This is a genomic window from Streptomyces sp. BJ20 (genome assembly GCF_022869105.1).
Taxonomy (GTDB): domain Bacteria; phylum Actinomycetota; class Actinomycetes; order Streptomycetales; family Streptomycetaceae; genus Streptomyces; species Streptomyces griseoincarnatus.
On record NZ_CP094918.1, the window covers coordinates 5260396 to 5274867 of the forward strand.

Consider the following 14472-nt stretch of genomic DNA (forward strand, 5'->3'; position numbering starts at 1 on the left):
GCGAAGATTGGCGTTTTGCACGTAGGGCCGAGCGACTGCTTTGCTTCGCAGCTCAACGACGCATTGCAATACCCCCTTGACCGCACTAGCGACAGCCCCTCGCGGGGTGACGTGGCCGTTCGACTGGAGATGCACGTGGCCGGGCGCATCGAAGACTACGCACTCATCGGAGACATGCAGACCGCAGCGCTGGTCTGCCGGGACGGCACGGTCGACTGGCTGTGCCTGCCGCGCTTCGACTCGCACGCCATCTTCGCCGGGCTGCTGGGAACCGAGGAACACGGCTTCTGGCGGCTGGGCCCCGCGCACGCCGAGGACGCGGAGCCGCCCGCGGCGACCCGGCGGCGGTACCGGGGCGACTCCCTGATCCTGGAATCCGAGTGGGAGACCAACCGCGGCACGGTCCGCGTGACGGATTTCATGCCCCCACGCGACGGCGCCCCTCAGCTGATCCGCATCGTGGAGGGCGTGTCGGGCCGGGTCCCCATGCGCTCGGTGCTGCGCATGCGCTTCTCCTACGGCCGGGTGGTGCCGTGGGTGCACCGGCACGAGGGCCGGACCGTCGCCGTGGCGGGACCGGACTCGGTGTGGTTCGACACCAGCGCCGAGACCTACGGCGAGGACCTGACCACGTACTCGGACTTCACCGTGGCGCCCGGCGACCGGGTGGCGTTCACCATCTCCTGGGAGCCCTCGCACAAGCAGCCCCCGGCGCTGCCCGAGCCCGAGCAGTCCCTGGGGGCCACCGAGGACTTCTGGCGCGAGTGGGTCGAGCACTGTACGTACCACGGCCCCTACCGCGAGGCCGTGATCCGCTCCCTGATCACGCTGAAGGCCCTCACCTACGCCCCGACCGGCGGCATCGTCGCCGCGCCGACCACCTCGCTGCCCGAGGACATCGGCGGCGTCCGCAACTGGGACTACCGCTACACGTGGCTCCGTGACGCGGCGATCACCCTGTCCTCGCTGCTGCGCACCGGCTACCGCGAGGAGGCCCGCGCCTGGCGCGAGTGGCTGCTGCGCGCGGTCGCCGGCGACCCGGAGAACCTGCAGATCATGTACGGCATCGCCGGCGAGCGCGAGCTGGGCGAGGCGGAGCTGGACTGGCTGCCGGGCTACGAGGCCTCCGCCCCGGTCCGGGTCGGCAACGGCGCGGCGCACCAGCTCCAGCTCGACGTGTACGGCGAGGTCACCGAGGCCCTGCACCTGGCCCACATGACCGGCCTGGCGCGCAACGACTACGCCTCGCTGCTCCAGCTGAAGCTGATCAGCTACCTGGAGAAGCACTGGCAGGAGCCCGACGAGGGCATCTGGGAGGTGCGCGGCCCACGCCGCCACTTCGTGCACTCCAAGGTGATGGCCTGGGTGGCCGTGGACCGCACGATCAAGCTGATCGAGTCCGGCGACGCCCACGGCCCGCTCGAGGAATGGAAGCAGCTCCGCGACGACATCCACCGCGACGTGTGCGAGAAGGGCTACGACAAGGAGCGCAACACCTTCACCCAGTCCTACGGCTCCAAGGAGCTGGACGCGGCCCTGCTGCTGATCCCCCAGGTGGGCTTCCTGCCGCCGGACGACAAGCGGGTGATCGGCACCGTCGAGGCGATCCAGCGCGAGTTGTCCACCTCCGACGGATTCATCCTGCGCTACCCGACCGAGGGCACGGACGAGGGCGTCGACGGCCTGCCCGGCGACGAGGGCGCCTTCCTCGCCTGCTCGTTCTGGATGGCCGACGACCTGGCCATGATCGGCCGCGTGGACGAGGCACGGAAGCTGTTCGAGAAGCTGCTGTCGCTGCGCAACGACCTCGGTCTGTTGGCGGAGGAGTGGGACCCGGGCCTCCAGCGTCAGGTCGGCAACTTCCCGCAGGCGTTCAGCCACGTGCCGCTCATCGACACGGCCCTGCGCCTGACGGCGTCGGGGGCGTACGGGGGCTGACCCCGGGTCAGGCGGGCGCGAGGGCCGTGAGGGTCCGCTCGCCCGCCGGGTCACCGGCCGTCGCCGGCACCAGGGCGATCTCGTCGAGTCCGGCCGCGGCGTAGGCGTGGATCCGGGCGCGTACCGTGTCCGGGTCGCCGACCAGGCCGACCGTCGCGGCGGCCTCCTGCGGCAGGACCCGGACCAGGGTGGCGCGGTCCGCGCCGTCGGCGGCCAGCTCCACCGCCTCCCCGAACCCGGCGTCGGCGAACACGTCGCTGTAGCCCGGCACCGTCAGATAGCCCGCGATGGTGCCCAGGACCTGTTCGAGCGAGGCCGGTTCCGGATCGACGGCGGCGGGCAGCCAGGCGGCGAGTGAGGGCCGCGGGCGGCCCGCCCGCTCGGCCGCCGCGTCCAGCTTGGCGCGCAGCGCGCGCACCTGCTCCGGCGAGACGACGTCCAGCAGCATCCGGTCGGCGTGCGCCGCGGCCGTGGCGATCGCCCGGTCGCCGAACGCCGCCACCGTGAGCGGTCCCCCGGGCGGCCGCTGCCGGCGGCGGAACCCGCTGTCCGGTACGACCGGCTCGCCCGGCTCGGCGTGCAGCAGCGTCCGCAGCGACGCGGCCGTCTCCTCGAGCACGGCCGCCGGACGCTCGCGCGGCCGTCCGTGCACCCCTTGGACGACCCGCTTGCTGGACGTGCCCAGGGCCACCCCCACCCGGCGTCCGGTGACCGCGGCCACCGACGCGGCACCCCGCGCGATGCCGTACGCGTCCCGCACCGACACCGCCACCGGGCCGGCCGTCAGCGCGATCCGCCCGGTGGCCCTCCCGGCCGCCGCGGCCAGTACGAACGCGTTCCACGTGGGTCCCTCACCGAGCCACACCTCGCCGTACCCGAGCCGGTCGGCGGTCACGGCCACCCGCAGGGGTTCCTCGACCGGGCTCCCGTCCTCGCGGGCCGCGGCCACCACGCTGATCTCCATGGCCGGGCCCCTACCCGGGCGGCCCGGCGGCAACGCGCCCCTTGTGTGCGCCGGCGGCATCGGCGCAGGTAGCGTCCGGGTATGGACAGCGGATACGACAGCCGGGGCGGCGGGATCACCGTGCGGCGCGCCTTGGAGCTGCCGGGGCTGCGCGGTGGTCTGCCGGAGATCGTGGCGGGCGCCGACCGGCTGGGGCGCACGGTGCGCTGGGTGCACGCGGGTGAGGTGCCCAACATCGCCTCCCTGCTCAAGGGGGGCGAACTGCTGCTGACCACCGGCTACGGGCTGGGTACGCGCCCGGCCGACCAGCGGGCGTTCGTCCGCACGCTGGCCGACCGGGGCATCGCGGCCCTGGTCGTCGAGCTCGGCCCGCGCTTCAGCCGGCTGCCCGCCGCCCTGGTGGACGCGGCCCGCTCCGCCGGGCTGCCGCTGGTGCAGCTGCACCGTGAGGTGCCGTTCGTCACGGTCACCGAGGAGATCCACACCGAGATCGTCAACGGGCACTACGCGCTGCTCCAGCGCGCGGAGGAGGTGCACCGGCGCTGCACCGAGGCGCTGCTGGGCGGCGGGGGTGTGCCGCAGGTGCTGGAGATCCTCGCCGGGTTCACCGGCAACCCCGTGTTCCTGGAGACCACCGACGGCCGGCTGCTGTACGCGGCCGGCGAGGGTCCCGAGCGCGCGGACCCGCTCCAGGTGTGGGAGGGGCTGCGCGACCGGCAGCGCGACGACCCGCCGGCCGGCACGGTCCTCGTGGACGTGCCCGGCGGCGGGCCCGGCGGCGGCGGTGTCCGGGCGCGCCTGGTGCTGCTGCCGGTGCGCAGCGCGCCGGAGCCGGTGCACCGGATGGCGGCCGAGCGGGCGGCGGGCATCCTCGCCCTGGTGCTGATGCAGGCACGCCAGGAGGAGGAGCTGGCGGCGCGCGGCCGCGGCGACTTCCTCACCGACCTCGCCGAGGGCCGGATCGGCGCCGGGGACGCGCCCGCGCAGGCCCGCGTGCTGGGCTTCAAGCCGGGCCGGGGGCCGCTGCTGCCGGTGGTGATGAGGCTCGGCGACGCGCTGTCGCCGCAGGGCGGCGGCTGGGCGGTGCTGGCCCGCGCGGTGGGCGAGGAGCTGTCGTCCCTCGGGGTGCCGGTGCTGCTGGGTGTGCGGCCGGTCGAGGGGCGGGTGCCGCTGCTGCTCGCGCTGCGCGCGGAGTCGGAGCGGCCGTCCGTCGCGGACCGGGTGGCGGCCGCGCTGCGCGCCGGGGTGGAGCGCGCGGGCATGCTGCGTCCTGGCGGGCGGCCGCCCGTGGTGGTGGTCGGGCCGGCCGGCGACTGGGCGGCGGTGCCGACGGGGCTGCGGCACGCGGTGGAGACGGCGACGGCGGCACAGGGGCTGCCCGAGCGGCCCTGGTACGACGCCAGGCGGCTGGACATCGACCTGCTGCTGTGGCGGCTGCGTGACCATCCGGACCTGGCGGACTTCGTGCGGCGGGCGATCGGCCCGGTGCTGGACCACGACGGGCGCTCGCGGCCCGCGCTGCTGCCGACCTTGGAGACGTATCTGGCGCACGCCGGACGCAAGGCGGAGACCGCGCGGGAGCTGCATCTGAACCGGCAGACGCTGTACAACCGGCTGGCCCGCATCGGGGAGCTGCTCGGCGCCGACCTCGACGACCCGCAGACGGTGCTGACGTTGAGCCTGGCGCTGCGGGCGCGGCGGCACGTGCCCTGAGCGTGGGCCCTCGGACAGCGCCCGCGGACAGCGGGGTCAGGCCAGCGGCCGGGGCTGGGTCAGCTCGTCGTAGACGCTGAGCACCTGGGCGACCGTCTGGTCCTCGGTGGGCCACGTCGCGGCCTGCCGCACGCCCCGCCGCACGAGCGACTCCCGGTGCTCCTGGTCCGCCAGGAGCCGGGTCACGGCGTCGGCGAGCGCCCGCGCGTTGCCCTGCGGCACCAGTTCGGCCGCGTCGCCGACGAGTTCGGGGACGGAGCCCACCCGGGTCGCGACGAGCGGCACGCGCGCGTGCAGCGCCTCCTGCGCGAACGTCGACCGGGCCTCCTCCCTGCGGCTGGGCAGGACGGCCACGTCGGCCGCGGCGACCAGGTCGGAGGCGTCCTCCCGGCGGCCCACCAGCCGTACCGGGAGGTCCCGCGCCTCGACGGCGCGCCGTAGTTCGCCGTGCAGCGGCCCCTCCCCCGCGATGACCACGAGCGGCACCGGGTCGAGGCGCTGCCAGGCGTGCGCGGCGTCCACCAGGACGTCGAGGCCGCGGTGCCGTTCCAGGGAGCCGACGGCGATGATCAACGGGCGTTCCACAGCGCCGAGTTCGGCCCGCACCTTGGGGGTGCGACGCTCGGCCTCCTCGGACGCCTGGGCGCTGCGGGGTCCGGGCAGGGAGACCGCGGCGAGCCGGGCGTCCCGCGCCCCGCTGCGGCGGGCCCGGTCCACCAGCGCGGAGGTCGTGCCCAGCACCACCCCGGCCGCGCGGACGACCCGCCGCTCCAGGACGCGCAGGAAGTGGGCGCGAGGACCTTCGGCGTACGCCCGGTCGTGCCAGGTGACGACGAAGGGGGTGCTGCGCCCGCCGAGCGCGAGGGACGTGCGGAACGAGGCGTGCAGACCGTGCGCGTGCACCAGGCCGGCGCCCGAGCAGGCGGCGCGCAGTGCGGCCACCGACCCCGGGTCGCTGCTGCGGGGCACGGGGACGTGCTCCGCGCCGACGCCGGTGAAGCCGTAGGCGCGCTCCGCGTCTTCGGGGGCGCACACCGTGACCCGTACGCCCCGTGCCACGAGCCCGGCGGCCAGCGAGCGGACGTGCGCGCCGCTGGCGGCGTTGCCGCCGCCCAGCACCTGCACGGTGCGCAACGGCGACTGGCCGTGCGGTGCGTGGCTGCTCACGGGGGTCACGTGGCCGGGCTCCTGGTTCGGGTCGGACGGTCACGACGAACGTACCGAAGGATCCCGCGGAGGGGTGGCCCGCGCGGCGTCCTCCGCGTACACCGTCAAGCATGCCAGCACGCACGGCAGTTCTGGGAAACGCGCGGGCGTACGCCGGGTCCACACCGGACGGCACATCACCCGTAAGGATGACGGAAGGTCACCGTCCGGCAGGGTCAGGCGTCCGCCCGCGCCGCCGCCAGCAGCTCCTCCGCGTGCGCCCGCGCCGTCTCGGAGTCCTCCTGGCCGGCCAGCATCCGCGACAACTCCCGTACGCGGTCCTCGCCTTCGAGCACCTTCACGCCGGACCGGGTGACCGAGCCGTCGTCGGTCTTCTCCACCAGAAGCTGCCGGTCGGCGAACGCGGCCACCTGCGGAAGGTGCGTGACGACGACGACCTGCGCCTTCTTCGCCAGCCGGGCGAGACGCCGCCCGATCTCCACCGCCGCCTTGCCGCCGACGCCGGCGTCCACCTCGTCGAAGAGATACGTCGGCACCGGGTCGGTCCCGGCGAAGACGACCTCGACGGCCAGCATCACGCGCGACAGCTCACCGCCCGAGGCGCCCTTGGCGATCGGCCGGGGCGGCGCCCCGGGGTGCGGGGCCAGCAGCAGCTCGACCTCGTCCACACCCGCAGGCCCGTACGCCACCGTGCGCCCGTTCACCTCGACGCCGTCGGGGTCCTCGGTCTGCCGGATGTCGAACGACACGCGCGCGTGCGGCATGGCGAGCGACGCCAGCTCCTCCGTCACGGCCGCCGCGAACCGCTCCGCCGCCTCCGTCCGCGCCTCCGACAGCTCCTGTGCGAGCGCGCCCAGTTCGGAGCGCAGTCCGTCGCGCTCGGCGGTCAGCTCGCCGATCCGCTCGTCGTCGCCCTCCAGTTCGGTGAGGCGCGCGGCGCTGCGCTCCGCCCAGGCCAGCACCTCGGCGACGTCCTCTCCGTACTTGCGGGTCAACGCGGTCAGCGCAGCCCGACGCTCCTCGACCGCCGCGAGCCGCAGCGGGTCCGCGTCCAGGTCGTCGGCGTAACCGGCCAGCTCGCCCGCGACGTCCCGCAGCAGGATGCCGATCTCGCCGATGCGGTCGGTCAGCGCGGCCAGCGCCGGGTCGTGCGCCCGTACGGCCTCCAGCGCCCGCTGGGCGCCCGCGACGAGCGTCCCGGCGTCCACGCCCTCCGGGTCCTCCGGGTTGCCCGCCAGCGCGGCGTGCGCGACGGCGGCGGCCGACGCGAGCGCCTCGGCGTGCCCGAGCCGCTCGGCCTCCTCGGCCAGCTCCGTGTCCTCCCCGGCGCGCGGCTCGACGGCGGCGATCTCCTCCAGCCCGAAGCGCAGCAGGTCGGCCTCCTGGGCCCGCTCCCGCGCACGGGTGGTGATCTCCTCCAGCTCCGCGGTGACCGCCCGCAGCCGCTTGTACGCCTCCGCGTACTTCCCGAGCGGCACGGCGACCGCGTACCCGGCGTACCGGTCGAGCGCCTGGCGCTGCCGGGACAGCTTCAGCAGGCCCTGCTGGTCGCTCTGCCCGTGCACGGCCACCAGGTCGTCGGCGAGCTCCGCGAGCAACCCCACGGGCACGCTGCGCCCGCCCAGGTGCGCCCGCGACCGGCCCTCGGCCGACACGGTACGGCTGACCAGCAGCGTCCCCTCGTCGAGCTCGGCCCCGGCCTCCTCCGCGCGCACGCCGGCCGGTGAGCCCTCGGGCACGGCGATCCGTCCCTCGACCACGGCGTTGCGCGCGCCGATCCGCACCAGGGCCGCATCCGCCCGTCCGCCCAGCAGCAGGCCCAGGCTGGTGACCACCATGGTCTTGCCCGCACCCGTCTCACCGGTGACGGCGGTGAAGCCGGGTGACAGCTCCACCACAGCGTCGTCGATGACACCGAGCGACCGTATCCGCATCTCCTCTAGCACGGACACGACCATACGAGGTCCACGCGGCGGAGTGCGACCGCCCCGCCCCTGTCACCCACGTGAGTGCACCCCCTTCAGGGGCGCGGGGCTGTATCGATGTGCGGCTCCGCCGTGTGGGCGCGGCGAGTCACGATCCACCCGCGGCCGCCCCTGTAGGGAAACCACCCCATCGGTGACGACTACTGCGGCGCCCCCCGCCACCCCGACACGGGCAGCGCGAACTTCGCGACGAGCCGGTCGGTGAAGGAAGCATGGTGCAGGCGAGCCAGCCTGACCGGCACGGCCCCCCGCCGCACCTCCACCCGGGCGCCCGCCGGCAGCTCGACCGTCCGCCGCCCGTCGCACCACAGCACCCCCGGCGGCACGTGCGGCAGCACCTCCACCGCCAGCACCGAGTTCGGCGACGTCACCAGCGGCTTGGCGAACAGCGCGTGCGCGCTGATCGGCACCATCAGCAGCGCCTCGACCTCCGGCCACACCACGGGCCCGCCGGCGGAGAACGCGTACGCGGTGGACCCGGTCGGGGTCGCGCACACGATGCCGTCGCAGCCGAACCCGGTCACCGGCCGGCCGTCGATCTCCAGGACGACCTCCAGCATCCGCTCCGCGGACACCTTCTGCACGGCCGCCTCGTTCAACGCCCAGTCGGTGTGCACGATGTCGCCGTTGCGGTGCACCACGACGTCGACGGTCATCCGCTCCTCGACCTCGTACGCCCGGCTCACCACCCGGTCGACGACCTTCTCCAGGTCGTCCCGCTCGGCCTCGGCGAGGAAGCCCACTCTGCCGAGGTTGACGCCGAGCATCGGCACCCCGGAGGCGCGGGCGAACTCGGCGCCGCGCAGCAGCGTGCCGTCACCGCCGAGGACGATCAGCAGCTCGCAGTCGTCCAGGCACTGCGGGGTGGCCTCCTTGACCGTCTCCACGTCGTCGGGGAGCGGCAGGTCGCGGGCCTCCTCCTCCAGCACCCGCACCCCGAGCCCCGAGCGCAGCAGGCCCTTGACCACGAGCTCGGCGCTGCGGATGGCAGCGGCCCGCCCGGTGTGGGCCAGCAGGAAAACAGTACGAGCACGGTTCGGTGTCAACGCGGCCCCTCCGCCACAGCACGGTCAACGTCGGCCGGGTCCAGTTCCGGTGCCCCGGCCCGCAGCCACAGGAAGTATTCGACATTCCCGGAGGGCCCGGGCAGCGGACTCGCCGTCACGCCCTTCGCCCCGAGCCCCAGCTCCCAGGCCTTGGCGGCCACCCCCCGGACGGCCTCGGCGCGCAGCTGCGCGCTCCGTACGACACCGCCGCTGCCCAGCCGGTCCTTGCCCACCTCGAACTGCGGCTTGACCATCATCACCAGATCGGCGTCCGGCGTCACGCACCGCTTCAGAGCGGGCAGCACCAGTCCGAGCGGGATGAACGACAGATCCCCCACGACAAGATCCACTGGCTCCCCATCGATGGCCTCGAGCGTCAACTCCCGTACATTCGTACGGTCCTTGACGGTCACGCGTTCATCCTGCCGGAGAGACCACGCGAGTTGTCCGTATCCGACGTCCACCGCGACCACGTGGGCGGCGCCCGCCCGCAGCAGCACATCGGTGAAACCGCCGGTGGAGGCGCCCGCGTCGAGCGCCCGCCGCTCCTTCACGACCAGCCCCCGCGGCACGAACGCGTCCAGCGCCCCGGCCAGTTTGTGACCTCCGCGCGAGACGTAGTCGGGGTCGCCGGCGTCCTCGGCGACCACGATCGCGGCCGCGGTCTCCACCTGGGTGGCGGGCTTGGTCGCCACCGTCCTGCCGACGCTGACCCGCCCGGCGGCGATCAGCTGGCTGGCGTGCTCGCGCGAGCGCGCCAGCTTGCGGCGGACCAGCTCCGCGTCGAGACGGCGGCGTGCGACTCCTGCCACGTTCGGTTCAGCTCCTGTGTACGTGTGCCGACTGGGACGGGTGCCCCGGTGTGCCCCGGTGCGGGGCGGCGGGCGAGGGACCCGGGCGGGCGTCGAGCGCGGTGAGCGCGTCGCGCAGCCCCCGGTGTACATCCTCGTACACCTCGAGGTGGCCGTCGGTGGTGAGGTGGTCGGCGTCGGCCAGCCGCTCCACGTGGGCGTCGACCTCGGCGTTCCCGGTCGGGGTGCGCGGCACGCCCAGCGGTGCGGGTCCGGCGGGCCCGTCGTCGTACGGCGGCTGCGGCGCGGCCTGCTCCGGCGGCCCGCCCTGCGGGGCCCCGGTGTCCGGCTCCGTGTCCGCCGCCTGCGGCACTGCGTCGTTCATGCCCCGACGCTACCGCGAACGGCTGGGGTACCGTCGTGCGCGATGGCCACGATCGAGGAGTGCCGTGCGGCACTCGACAAGCTCTCGGACAGCATGGGCGGCGCCGAGGGCGACGTCCGCGCGGCGGCGTCGATGGAGAGGTCCGTCAGCTGCCACGTCACGGACCTGGACGTGACCTTCGCGGGCCGCCTCACCGGAGGCCGGATCGAGGTGCGGGAGACCCACCCCGGCCCGCCGCGCGAGAAGGCGCAGATACGGATCGCCATGACGGGCGACGACCTCCTGGGCCTGGTCGACGGGGAGCTGCACTTCGCGCCGGCGTGGGCCTCGGGGCGGGTGCGGCTGGAGGCGGGCCTGCGCGACCTGTTCCAGCTGCGGAAGCTCCTCTGACGCCTCAGACCTTCGTGGTCTCCGCCTTCCTGACGTCCGCCTTGGCACGGGACGCCCGTGCCGCCGGCACGACCAGCGGGGTGCCCGTCTCGGGGTCGTCGATGACCTGGCAGCGCAGCCCGAACACCTCCTCCACCAGCTCGGCGGTGACGATGTCCTCAGGGGCGCCCTGGGCGATGACCCGGCCCTCGCGCAGGGCGATCAGGTGGGTGGCGTAGCGGGCGGCGTGGTTGAGGTCGTGCAGCACGGCGACGAGAGTGCGGCCCTGCTCCTCGTGCAGGTCGGCACAGAGGTCCAGGACGTCGATCTGGTGCTGGATGTCCAGGTAGGTGGTCGGCTCGTCGAGCAGCAGCAGCGGCGTCTCCTGGGCCAGCGCCATGGCGATCCAGACGCGCTGCCGCTGCCCTCCGCTCAGCTCGTCCACGTAACGCTCGGCGAGGTCGGCGACGCCGGTGCGGGCCATCGACTCCCGTACGACCCGCTCGTCCTCGGAGGACCACTGGCGCAGCAGGCTCTGGTGCGGGTAGCGGCCGCGCGCGACGAGGTCGCCGACGGTGATGCCGTCGGGCGCGATGGACGACTGGGGCAGCAGGCCGAGGGTGCGGGCGACCTTCTTGGCGGGCAGCGAGTGGATGGCCTGCCCGTCGAGCAGCACCCGGCCCTCGGCGGGCTTCAGCATGCGCGACAGGGCGCGCAGCAGGGTGGACTTGCCGCAGGCGTTCGGACCGACGACGACGGTGAAGGAGTGGTCCGGGATCTCCACCGACAGCTGTTCGGCGATGACCCGCTGGTCGTAGGCCAGGGTGACGTTCTCTGCGGAGAGACGGTTCACGGTGCTCCTTCGGGTGTTCTTCTTCTCGGCCTCGCTCATATCCGGCCCGCCCTGCGCTCGGTGACCAGCAGCCACAGCAGGTAGACGCCGCCGAGGACGCCGGTGACCACGCCCACGGGCAGCTGTTCGGCGCCGAACGCCCGCTGCGAGACGAAGTCGGCGAGGACCAGCAGGGCTGCCCCCATCCACATCGAGGCGATCAGGTTCGGTCCGGGCGACCGGGTGAGACGCCGGGCGAGCTGCGGCGCGGTGAGCGCGACGAAGCTGACGGGTCCCGCGGCGGCGGTCGCGGACGCGGTGAGCAGCACGGCGGACAGCATCAGCACCAGCCGCAGCCGCTCGACGCGCACACCCAGGGCGGCTGAGACGTCGTCGCCCATCTCCGTCATCCGCAGGGCGCGGGAGTTGGCGAGGACGACCGGGACGAGGACGGCGCACAGCGCGAGCAGCGGCCACACCTGGTCCCAGTCGCGCCCGTCGAGGGACCCGGTCATCCAGACGACCGCGCGGGCGGCGTCGACGATGTCGGACTTGGTGAGCAGATAGCCGTTGACGGCGGTGACGACGGCGGAGACGCCGATACCGACCAGCACCAGCCGATAGCCGTGCACGCCCCGCTTCCACGCCAGGACGTAGATGACGGTGCCGGTGATCAGGCCGCCGGCGAGCGCGCCGAGAGCCACCTGGTTCGCGGTGCCGGAGAACAGCACGATGACGGTGAGCGCGCCGGCCGTGGCGCCCTGGCCGAGGCCCAGGATGTCGGGGCTGCCCAGCGGGTTGCGGGAGATGGCCTGGAACAGGGCACCGCCGATGCCGAGGGAGGCGCCGACCAGCAGCCCTACCAGGACCCGCGGCAGCCGCAGCTCGGTGACGATGAACTCCTGCCCCTCGCTTCCCTGCCCGACGAGCGTGGTCAGCACGTCGGAGGCGGACATCGGGAAGTCACCGGTGCCGACGAGCAGCACGCTCGCGCCGAGCGCCAGCACCATCAGCAGCACGACGACGGTGAACGCACGCACGTCCAGCCGGACCGAGAGGCCGCCGGGGACGCGCACCGCACGGTTGGTCTTCACAGCTGGGCCGTCCTCCGCCGTCGTACGAGAAGAATGAACACCGGGCCGCCGATGATCGCGGTGACGATGCCCACCTGGAGTTCCGCCGGCCGGGCCACGATCCGGCCCAGCACGTCCGCGCCGAGCAGCAGCACCGGCGACAGGACCGCCGCGTACGGCAGGATCCAGCGCTGGTCGGGCCCGGTGAAGGAGCGCACCACGTGCGGCACCATCAGGCCGACGAAGACGATCGGACCGCACGCGGCGGTGGCGGCGCCGCTCAGCATCGTCGCGACGAGCATGGACAGCGCGCGGGTGCGGTTGAGGTCGGCACCGAGCGCCTTGGCGGTGTCGTCACCCATGGCCATGGCGTTCAGCGGCCGGGCGAGCAGCAGCGCCAGCCCACTGCCGACGACCAGGAACGGCACCACCTGCATGACGGCCTCGTCGCTGCCGGAGCCGAGCGAGCCGACCGTCCAGAAGCGCATCCGGCCGAGGGCCGCGTCGTCGAGGATCATCACGGCCTGGAGATAGCCGTAGAGCGCGGCGCTGATGGCGGTGCCCGCGAGCACCAGCCGTACAGGGGTGGCGCCCCGGCGTCCGCCGAGGAACCACACGACGGCGCCGACGGCGGCCGCCCCGCAGAACGCGAACCACACGTATCCGGACAGGGAGGTGACGCCGAAGAAGGTGATGGCCGTGACGACCGCGGCGGAGGCGCCCGCGTTCAGGCCGAGGAGTCCCGGGTCGGCCAGCGGGTTGCGGGTCAGCGCCTGCAGCACGGCCCCGGCGAGGCCGAGGGCGGCGCCGGCGAGCAGACCCAGCAGGGTGCGGGACAGCCGGTCGGACACCACGGTGTCGGCGTAGGTGCCCGACGCGTCGAACAGCCCGTGCCACACCTGCCCCAGGGACAGTTCCTTCGCGCCGACCGCGATACTCGCCAGCGCGACGAGCACCAGGACCGCGAGGGACACGAGCAGACCGGCCGCGCGTATCGCCCGGCGGCCGGGGAGCGCGGAGGCGGTCTCCGCGCGCTGTTCGGGGGGACTCTCGACCAACACCCGGTTAGGTTAGCCTATCCTCCGAATCGATCAAGATCCGGTGACCGGCGGGCCGTCAGAGCCCCAGCCGCGCCAGGGCCTTCCCCGCGTCCAGCCCGCACCCCTCGTCGCCCGCCGCCGTCCAGGCCGCCGCGCACAGCGCCCGCAGCCCGTCCACCGGAGCGCCGTCCCCGTCCAGCTCCAGCCGCCCGGCGCCGGCCGCCGCCGTCCATCCGCCGCACCGGAAGGCGCCGCCGTCCCCGACGACCTCGGGCTGCCCGGTCAGCAGCCCTCGCAGATCGGCGTCCACGTACGTCGGCCGGTGCTGCGGCGGTGCCGCCAGGAGCTGCGCGCCGTCGGTCACCCCGGTGAGCACCAGCAGCGAGTCCACCCCGCCGTTGAACGCGCCCTCGATGTCCGTGTCCAGCCGGTCCCCCACCACCAGCGGCCGCTCGGCACCGGTACGCAGGATCGTCTCCCGGTGCATCGGCGGCAGCGGCTTGCCCGCCACCTGCGGCTCGGCGCCCGTGGCGATCCGCACGACCTCCACCGCCGCGCCGTTGCCGGGGGCGATGCCCCGGCCGCTGGGGATCGTCAGGTCGGTGTTGGACGCGAACCACGGCAGCCCGCGCGCGACGGCGTAGCTCGCCTCGGCGAACCGCCCCCACGCCAGCTCCGGGCCGCCGTAGCCCTGCACGACCGCCACCGGCTCGTCGTCCGCCGACTCCACCGGCTCGAGACCGCGTTCGCGCAGCGCCACCCGCAGACCCTCGCCGCCCACGACGAGCACCCGGGAGCCCTGCGGCACCTGGTCGGCGATGAGCCGCGCGACCGCCTGGGCGGAGGTGATGACGTCACCGGCCTCGGCCGGTATGCCCAGCTCGGTCAGGTGCGCGGCGACGGCGTCGGGCGTGCGCAGCGCGTTGTTGGTGACGTAGGCGAGCCGCATGCCGCCGTCGCGCGCCACGGCGAGGGACGGCACCGCGTGCTCGATGGCGTTGCCGCCCGCGTACACCACTCCGTCGAGGTCGAGCAGCGCCGTGTCGTACGCCTCGCTCAGGGCCTGGCCACTGCCCTCGGGCCTCGTCCTGACGCTCCGGCTCATTCCGCATCGCTCCTCGTTCGACGGCTTTCCCCCGATCATCCCCCATCGCACCGACACCCGTACG

At 74.3% G+C, this 14472-nt stretch carries 13 protein-coding genes; 3 read left to right on the forward strand and 10 right to left on the reverse strand.

Going from position 1 to position 14472, the window contains the following annotated elements; genetic code table 11:
- Positions 1-135: 135 nt before the first annotated feature.
- Positions 136-1938, forward strand: coding sequence for a glycoside hydrolase family 15 protein (locus MTR79_RS23790; RefSeq protein WP_189366025.1), 1803 nt, complete (start codon positions 136-138; stop codon positions 1936-1938).
- 7 nt (positions 1939-1945) lie between these two features.
- On the opposite strand, the gene MTR79_RS23795 is transcribed toward MTR79_RS23790, so the two are convergent.
- On the reverse strand, positions 1946-2902 hold the full coding sequence (locus MTR79_RS23795) for an LLM class F420-dependent oxidoreductase (protein ID WP_244791929.1): 957 nt from the start codon (positions 2900-2902) through the stop codon (positions 1946-1948).
- Positions 2903-2983: 81 nt separating this feature from the next.
- Between MTR79_RS23795 and MTR79_RS23800 the strand changes: the two genes are divergently transcribed.
- On the forward strand, positions 2984-4615 hold the full coding sequence (locus MTR79_RS23800) for a PucR family transcriptional regulator (protein ID WP_086700401.1): 1632 nt from the start codon (positions 2984-2986) through the stop codon (positions 4613-4615).
- A 36-nt stretch (positions 4616-4651) separates the two neighbouring features.
- Here the strand turns inward: MTR79_RS23800 and MTR79_RS23805 are convergent, their stop codons facing one another.
- From MTR79_RS23805 to MTR79_RS23825, 5 genes are all read right to left on the reverse strand, one after another.
- Positions 4652-5791, reverse strand: a complete 1140-nt coding sequence (locus tag MTR79_RS23805) for a glycosyltransferase family 4 protein (RefSeq protein ID WP_086700403.1) — start codon at positions 5789-5791, stop codon at positions 4652-4654.
- Positions 5792-5997: 206 nt separating this feature from the next.
- Positions 5998-7740, reverse strand: coding sequence for a DNA repair protein RecN (recN, locus tag MTR79_RS23810; protein WP_244791930.1), 1743 nt, complete (start codon positions 7738-7740; stop codon positions 5998-6000).
- Between the two features lie 167 nt (positions 7741-7907).
- Complete coding sequence (locus MTR79_RS23815) at positions 7908-8813, reverse strand: NAD kinase (protein WP_048459165.1); 906 nt, start codon at positions 8811-8813, stop codon at positions 7908-7910.
- The gene (locus MTR79_RS23820) at positions 8810-9625 is read right to left on the reverse strand and encodes a TlyA family RNA methyltransferase (RefSeq protein ID WP_086700406.1); all 816 of its coding nucleotides are present in this window, start codon (positions 9623-9625) and stop codon (positions 8810-8812) included. The genes MTR79_RS23815 and MTR79_RS23820 overlap by 4 nt, the downstream gene beginning before the upstream one ends.
- A gap of 7 nt (positions 9626-9632) precedes the next feature.
- Entirely contained in the window at positions 9633-9989 is a 357-nt protein-coding gene (locus tag MTR79_RS23825; RefSeq protein WP_048459167.1) for a hypothetical protein, read from the reverse strand.
- Positions 9990-10031: 42 nt separating this feature from the next.
- Here MTR79_RS23825 and MTR79_RS23830 point away from each other — a divergent pair, with 42 nt between their 5' ends.
- Positions 10032-10379 carry a sterol-binding protein gene (locus tag MTR79_RS23830; protein WP_244791931.1) on the forward strand — a complete coding sequence of 116 codons (348 nt, stop codon included), beginning with the start codon at positions 10032-10034 and terminating at the stop codon, positions 10377-10379.
- Between the two features lie 4 nt (positions 10380-10383).
- Here MTR79_RS23830 and MTR79_RS23835 read toward each other — a convergent pair whose 3' ends face one another.
- The 4 genes from MTR79_RS23835 to MTR79_RS23850 are packed head-to-tail and all read right to left on the reverse strand — an operon-like array spanning position 10384 to position 14408.
- Positions 10384-11250, reverse strand: coding sequence for an ABC transporter ATP-binding protein (locus MTR79_RS23835; RefSeq protein WP_244791932.1), 867 nt, complete (start codon positions 11248-11250; stop codon positions 10384-10386).
- Positions 11247-12284, reverse strand: a complete 1038-nt coding sequence (locus MTR79_RS23840; RefSeq protein ID WP_244791933.1) for an iron chelate uptake ABC transporter family permease subunit — start codon at positions 12282-12284, stop codon at positions 11247-11249. The genes MTR79_RS23835 and MTR79_RS23840 overlap by 4 nt, the downstream gene beginning before the upstream one ends.
- Entirely contained in the window at positions 12281-13324 is a 1044-nt protein-coding gene (locus MTR79_RS23845; RefSeq protein WP_102640190.1) for an iron chelate uptake ABC transporter family permease subunit, read from the reverse strand. Before MTR79_RS23845 ends, MTR79_RS23840 begins: the two co-directional genes overlap by 4 nt.
- Positions 13325-13379: 55 nt before the next feature.
- Positions 13380-14408: an HAD hydrolase-like protein gene (locus MTR79_RS23850; RefSeq protein ID WP_244791934.1), complete on the reverse strand. Its 1029-nt coding sequence runs from the start codon at positions 14406-14408 to the stop codon at positions 13380-13382.
- Positions 14409-14472 lie beyond the last annotated feature (64 nt).

What these genes read in the sequence shown, in the direction of transcription:
- recN (WP_244791930.1), bottom strand. Translation starts at nt 7,740, where the DNA reads ATGGTCGTGTCCGTGCTAGAGGAGATGCGGATACGGTCGCTCGGTGTC.
- MTR79_RS23835 (WP_244791932.1), bottom strand. Translation starts at nt 11,250, where the DNA reads ATGAGCGAGGCCGAGAAGAAGAACACCCGAAGGAGCACCGTGAACCGT.
- MTR79_RS23825 (WP_048459167.1), bottom strand. Translation starts at nt 9,989, where the DNA reads ATGAACGACGCAGTGCCGCAGGCGGCGGACACGGAGCCGGACACCGGG.
- MTR79_RS23830 (WP_244791931.1), top strand. Translation starts at nt 10,032, where the DNA reads ATGGCCACGATCGAGGAGTGCCGTGCGGCACTCGACAAGCTCTCGGAC.
- MTR79_RS23800 (WP_086700401.1), top strand. Translation starts at nt 2,984, where the DNA reads ATGGACAGCGGATACGACAGCCGGGGCGGCGGGATCACCGTGCGGCGC.
- MTR79_RS23850 (WP_244791934.1), bottom strand. Translation starts at nt 14,408, where the DNA reads ATGAGCCGGAGCGTCAGGACGAGGCCCGAGGGCAGTGGCCAGGCCCTG.
- MTR79_RS23795 (WP_244791929.1), bottom strand. Translation starts at nt 2,902, where the DNA reads ATGGAGATCAGCGTGGTGGCCGCGGCCCGCGAGGACGGGAGCCCGGTC.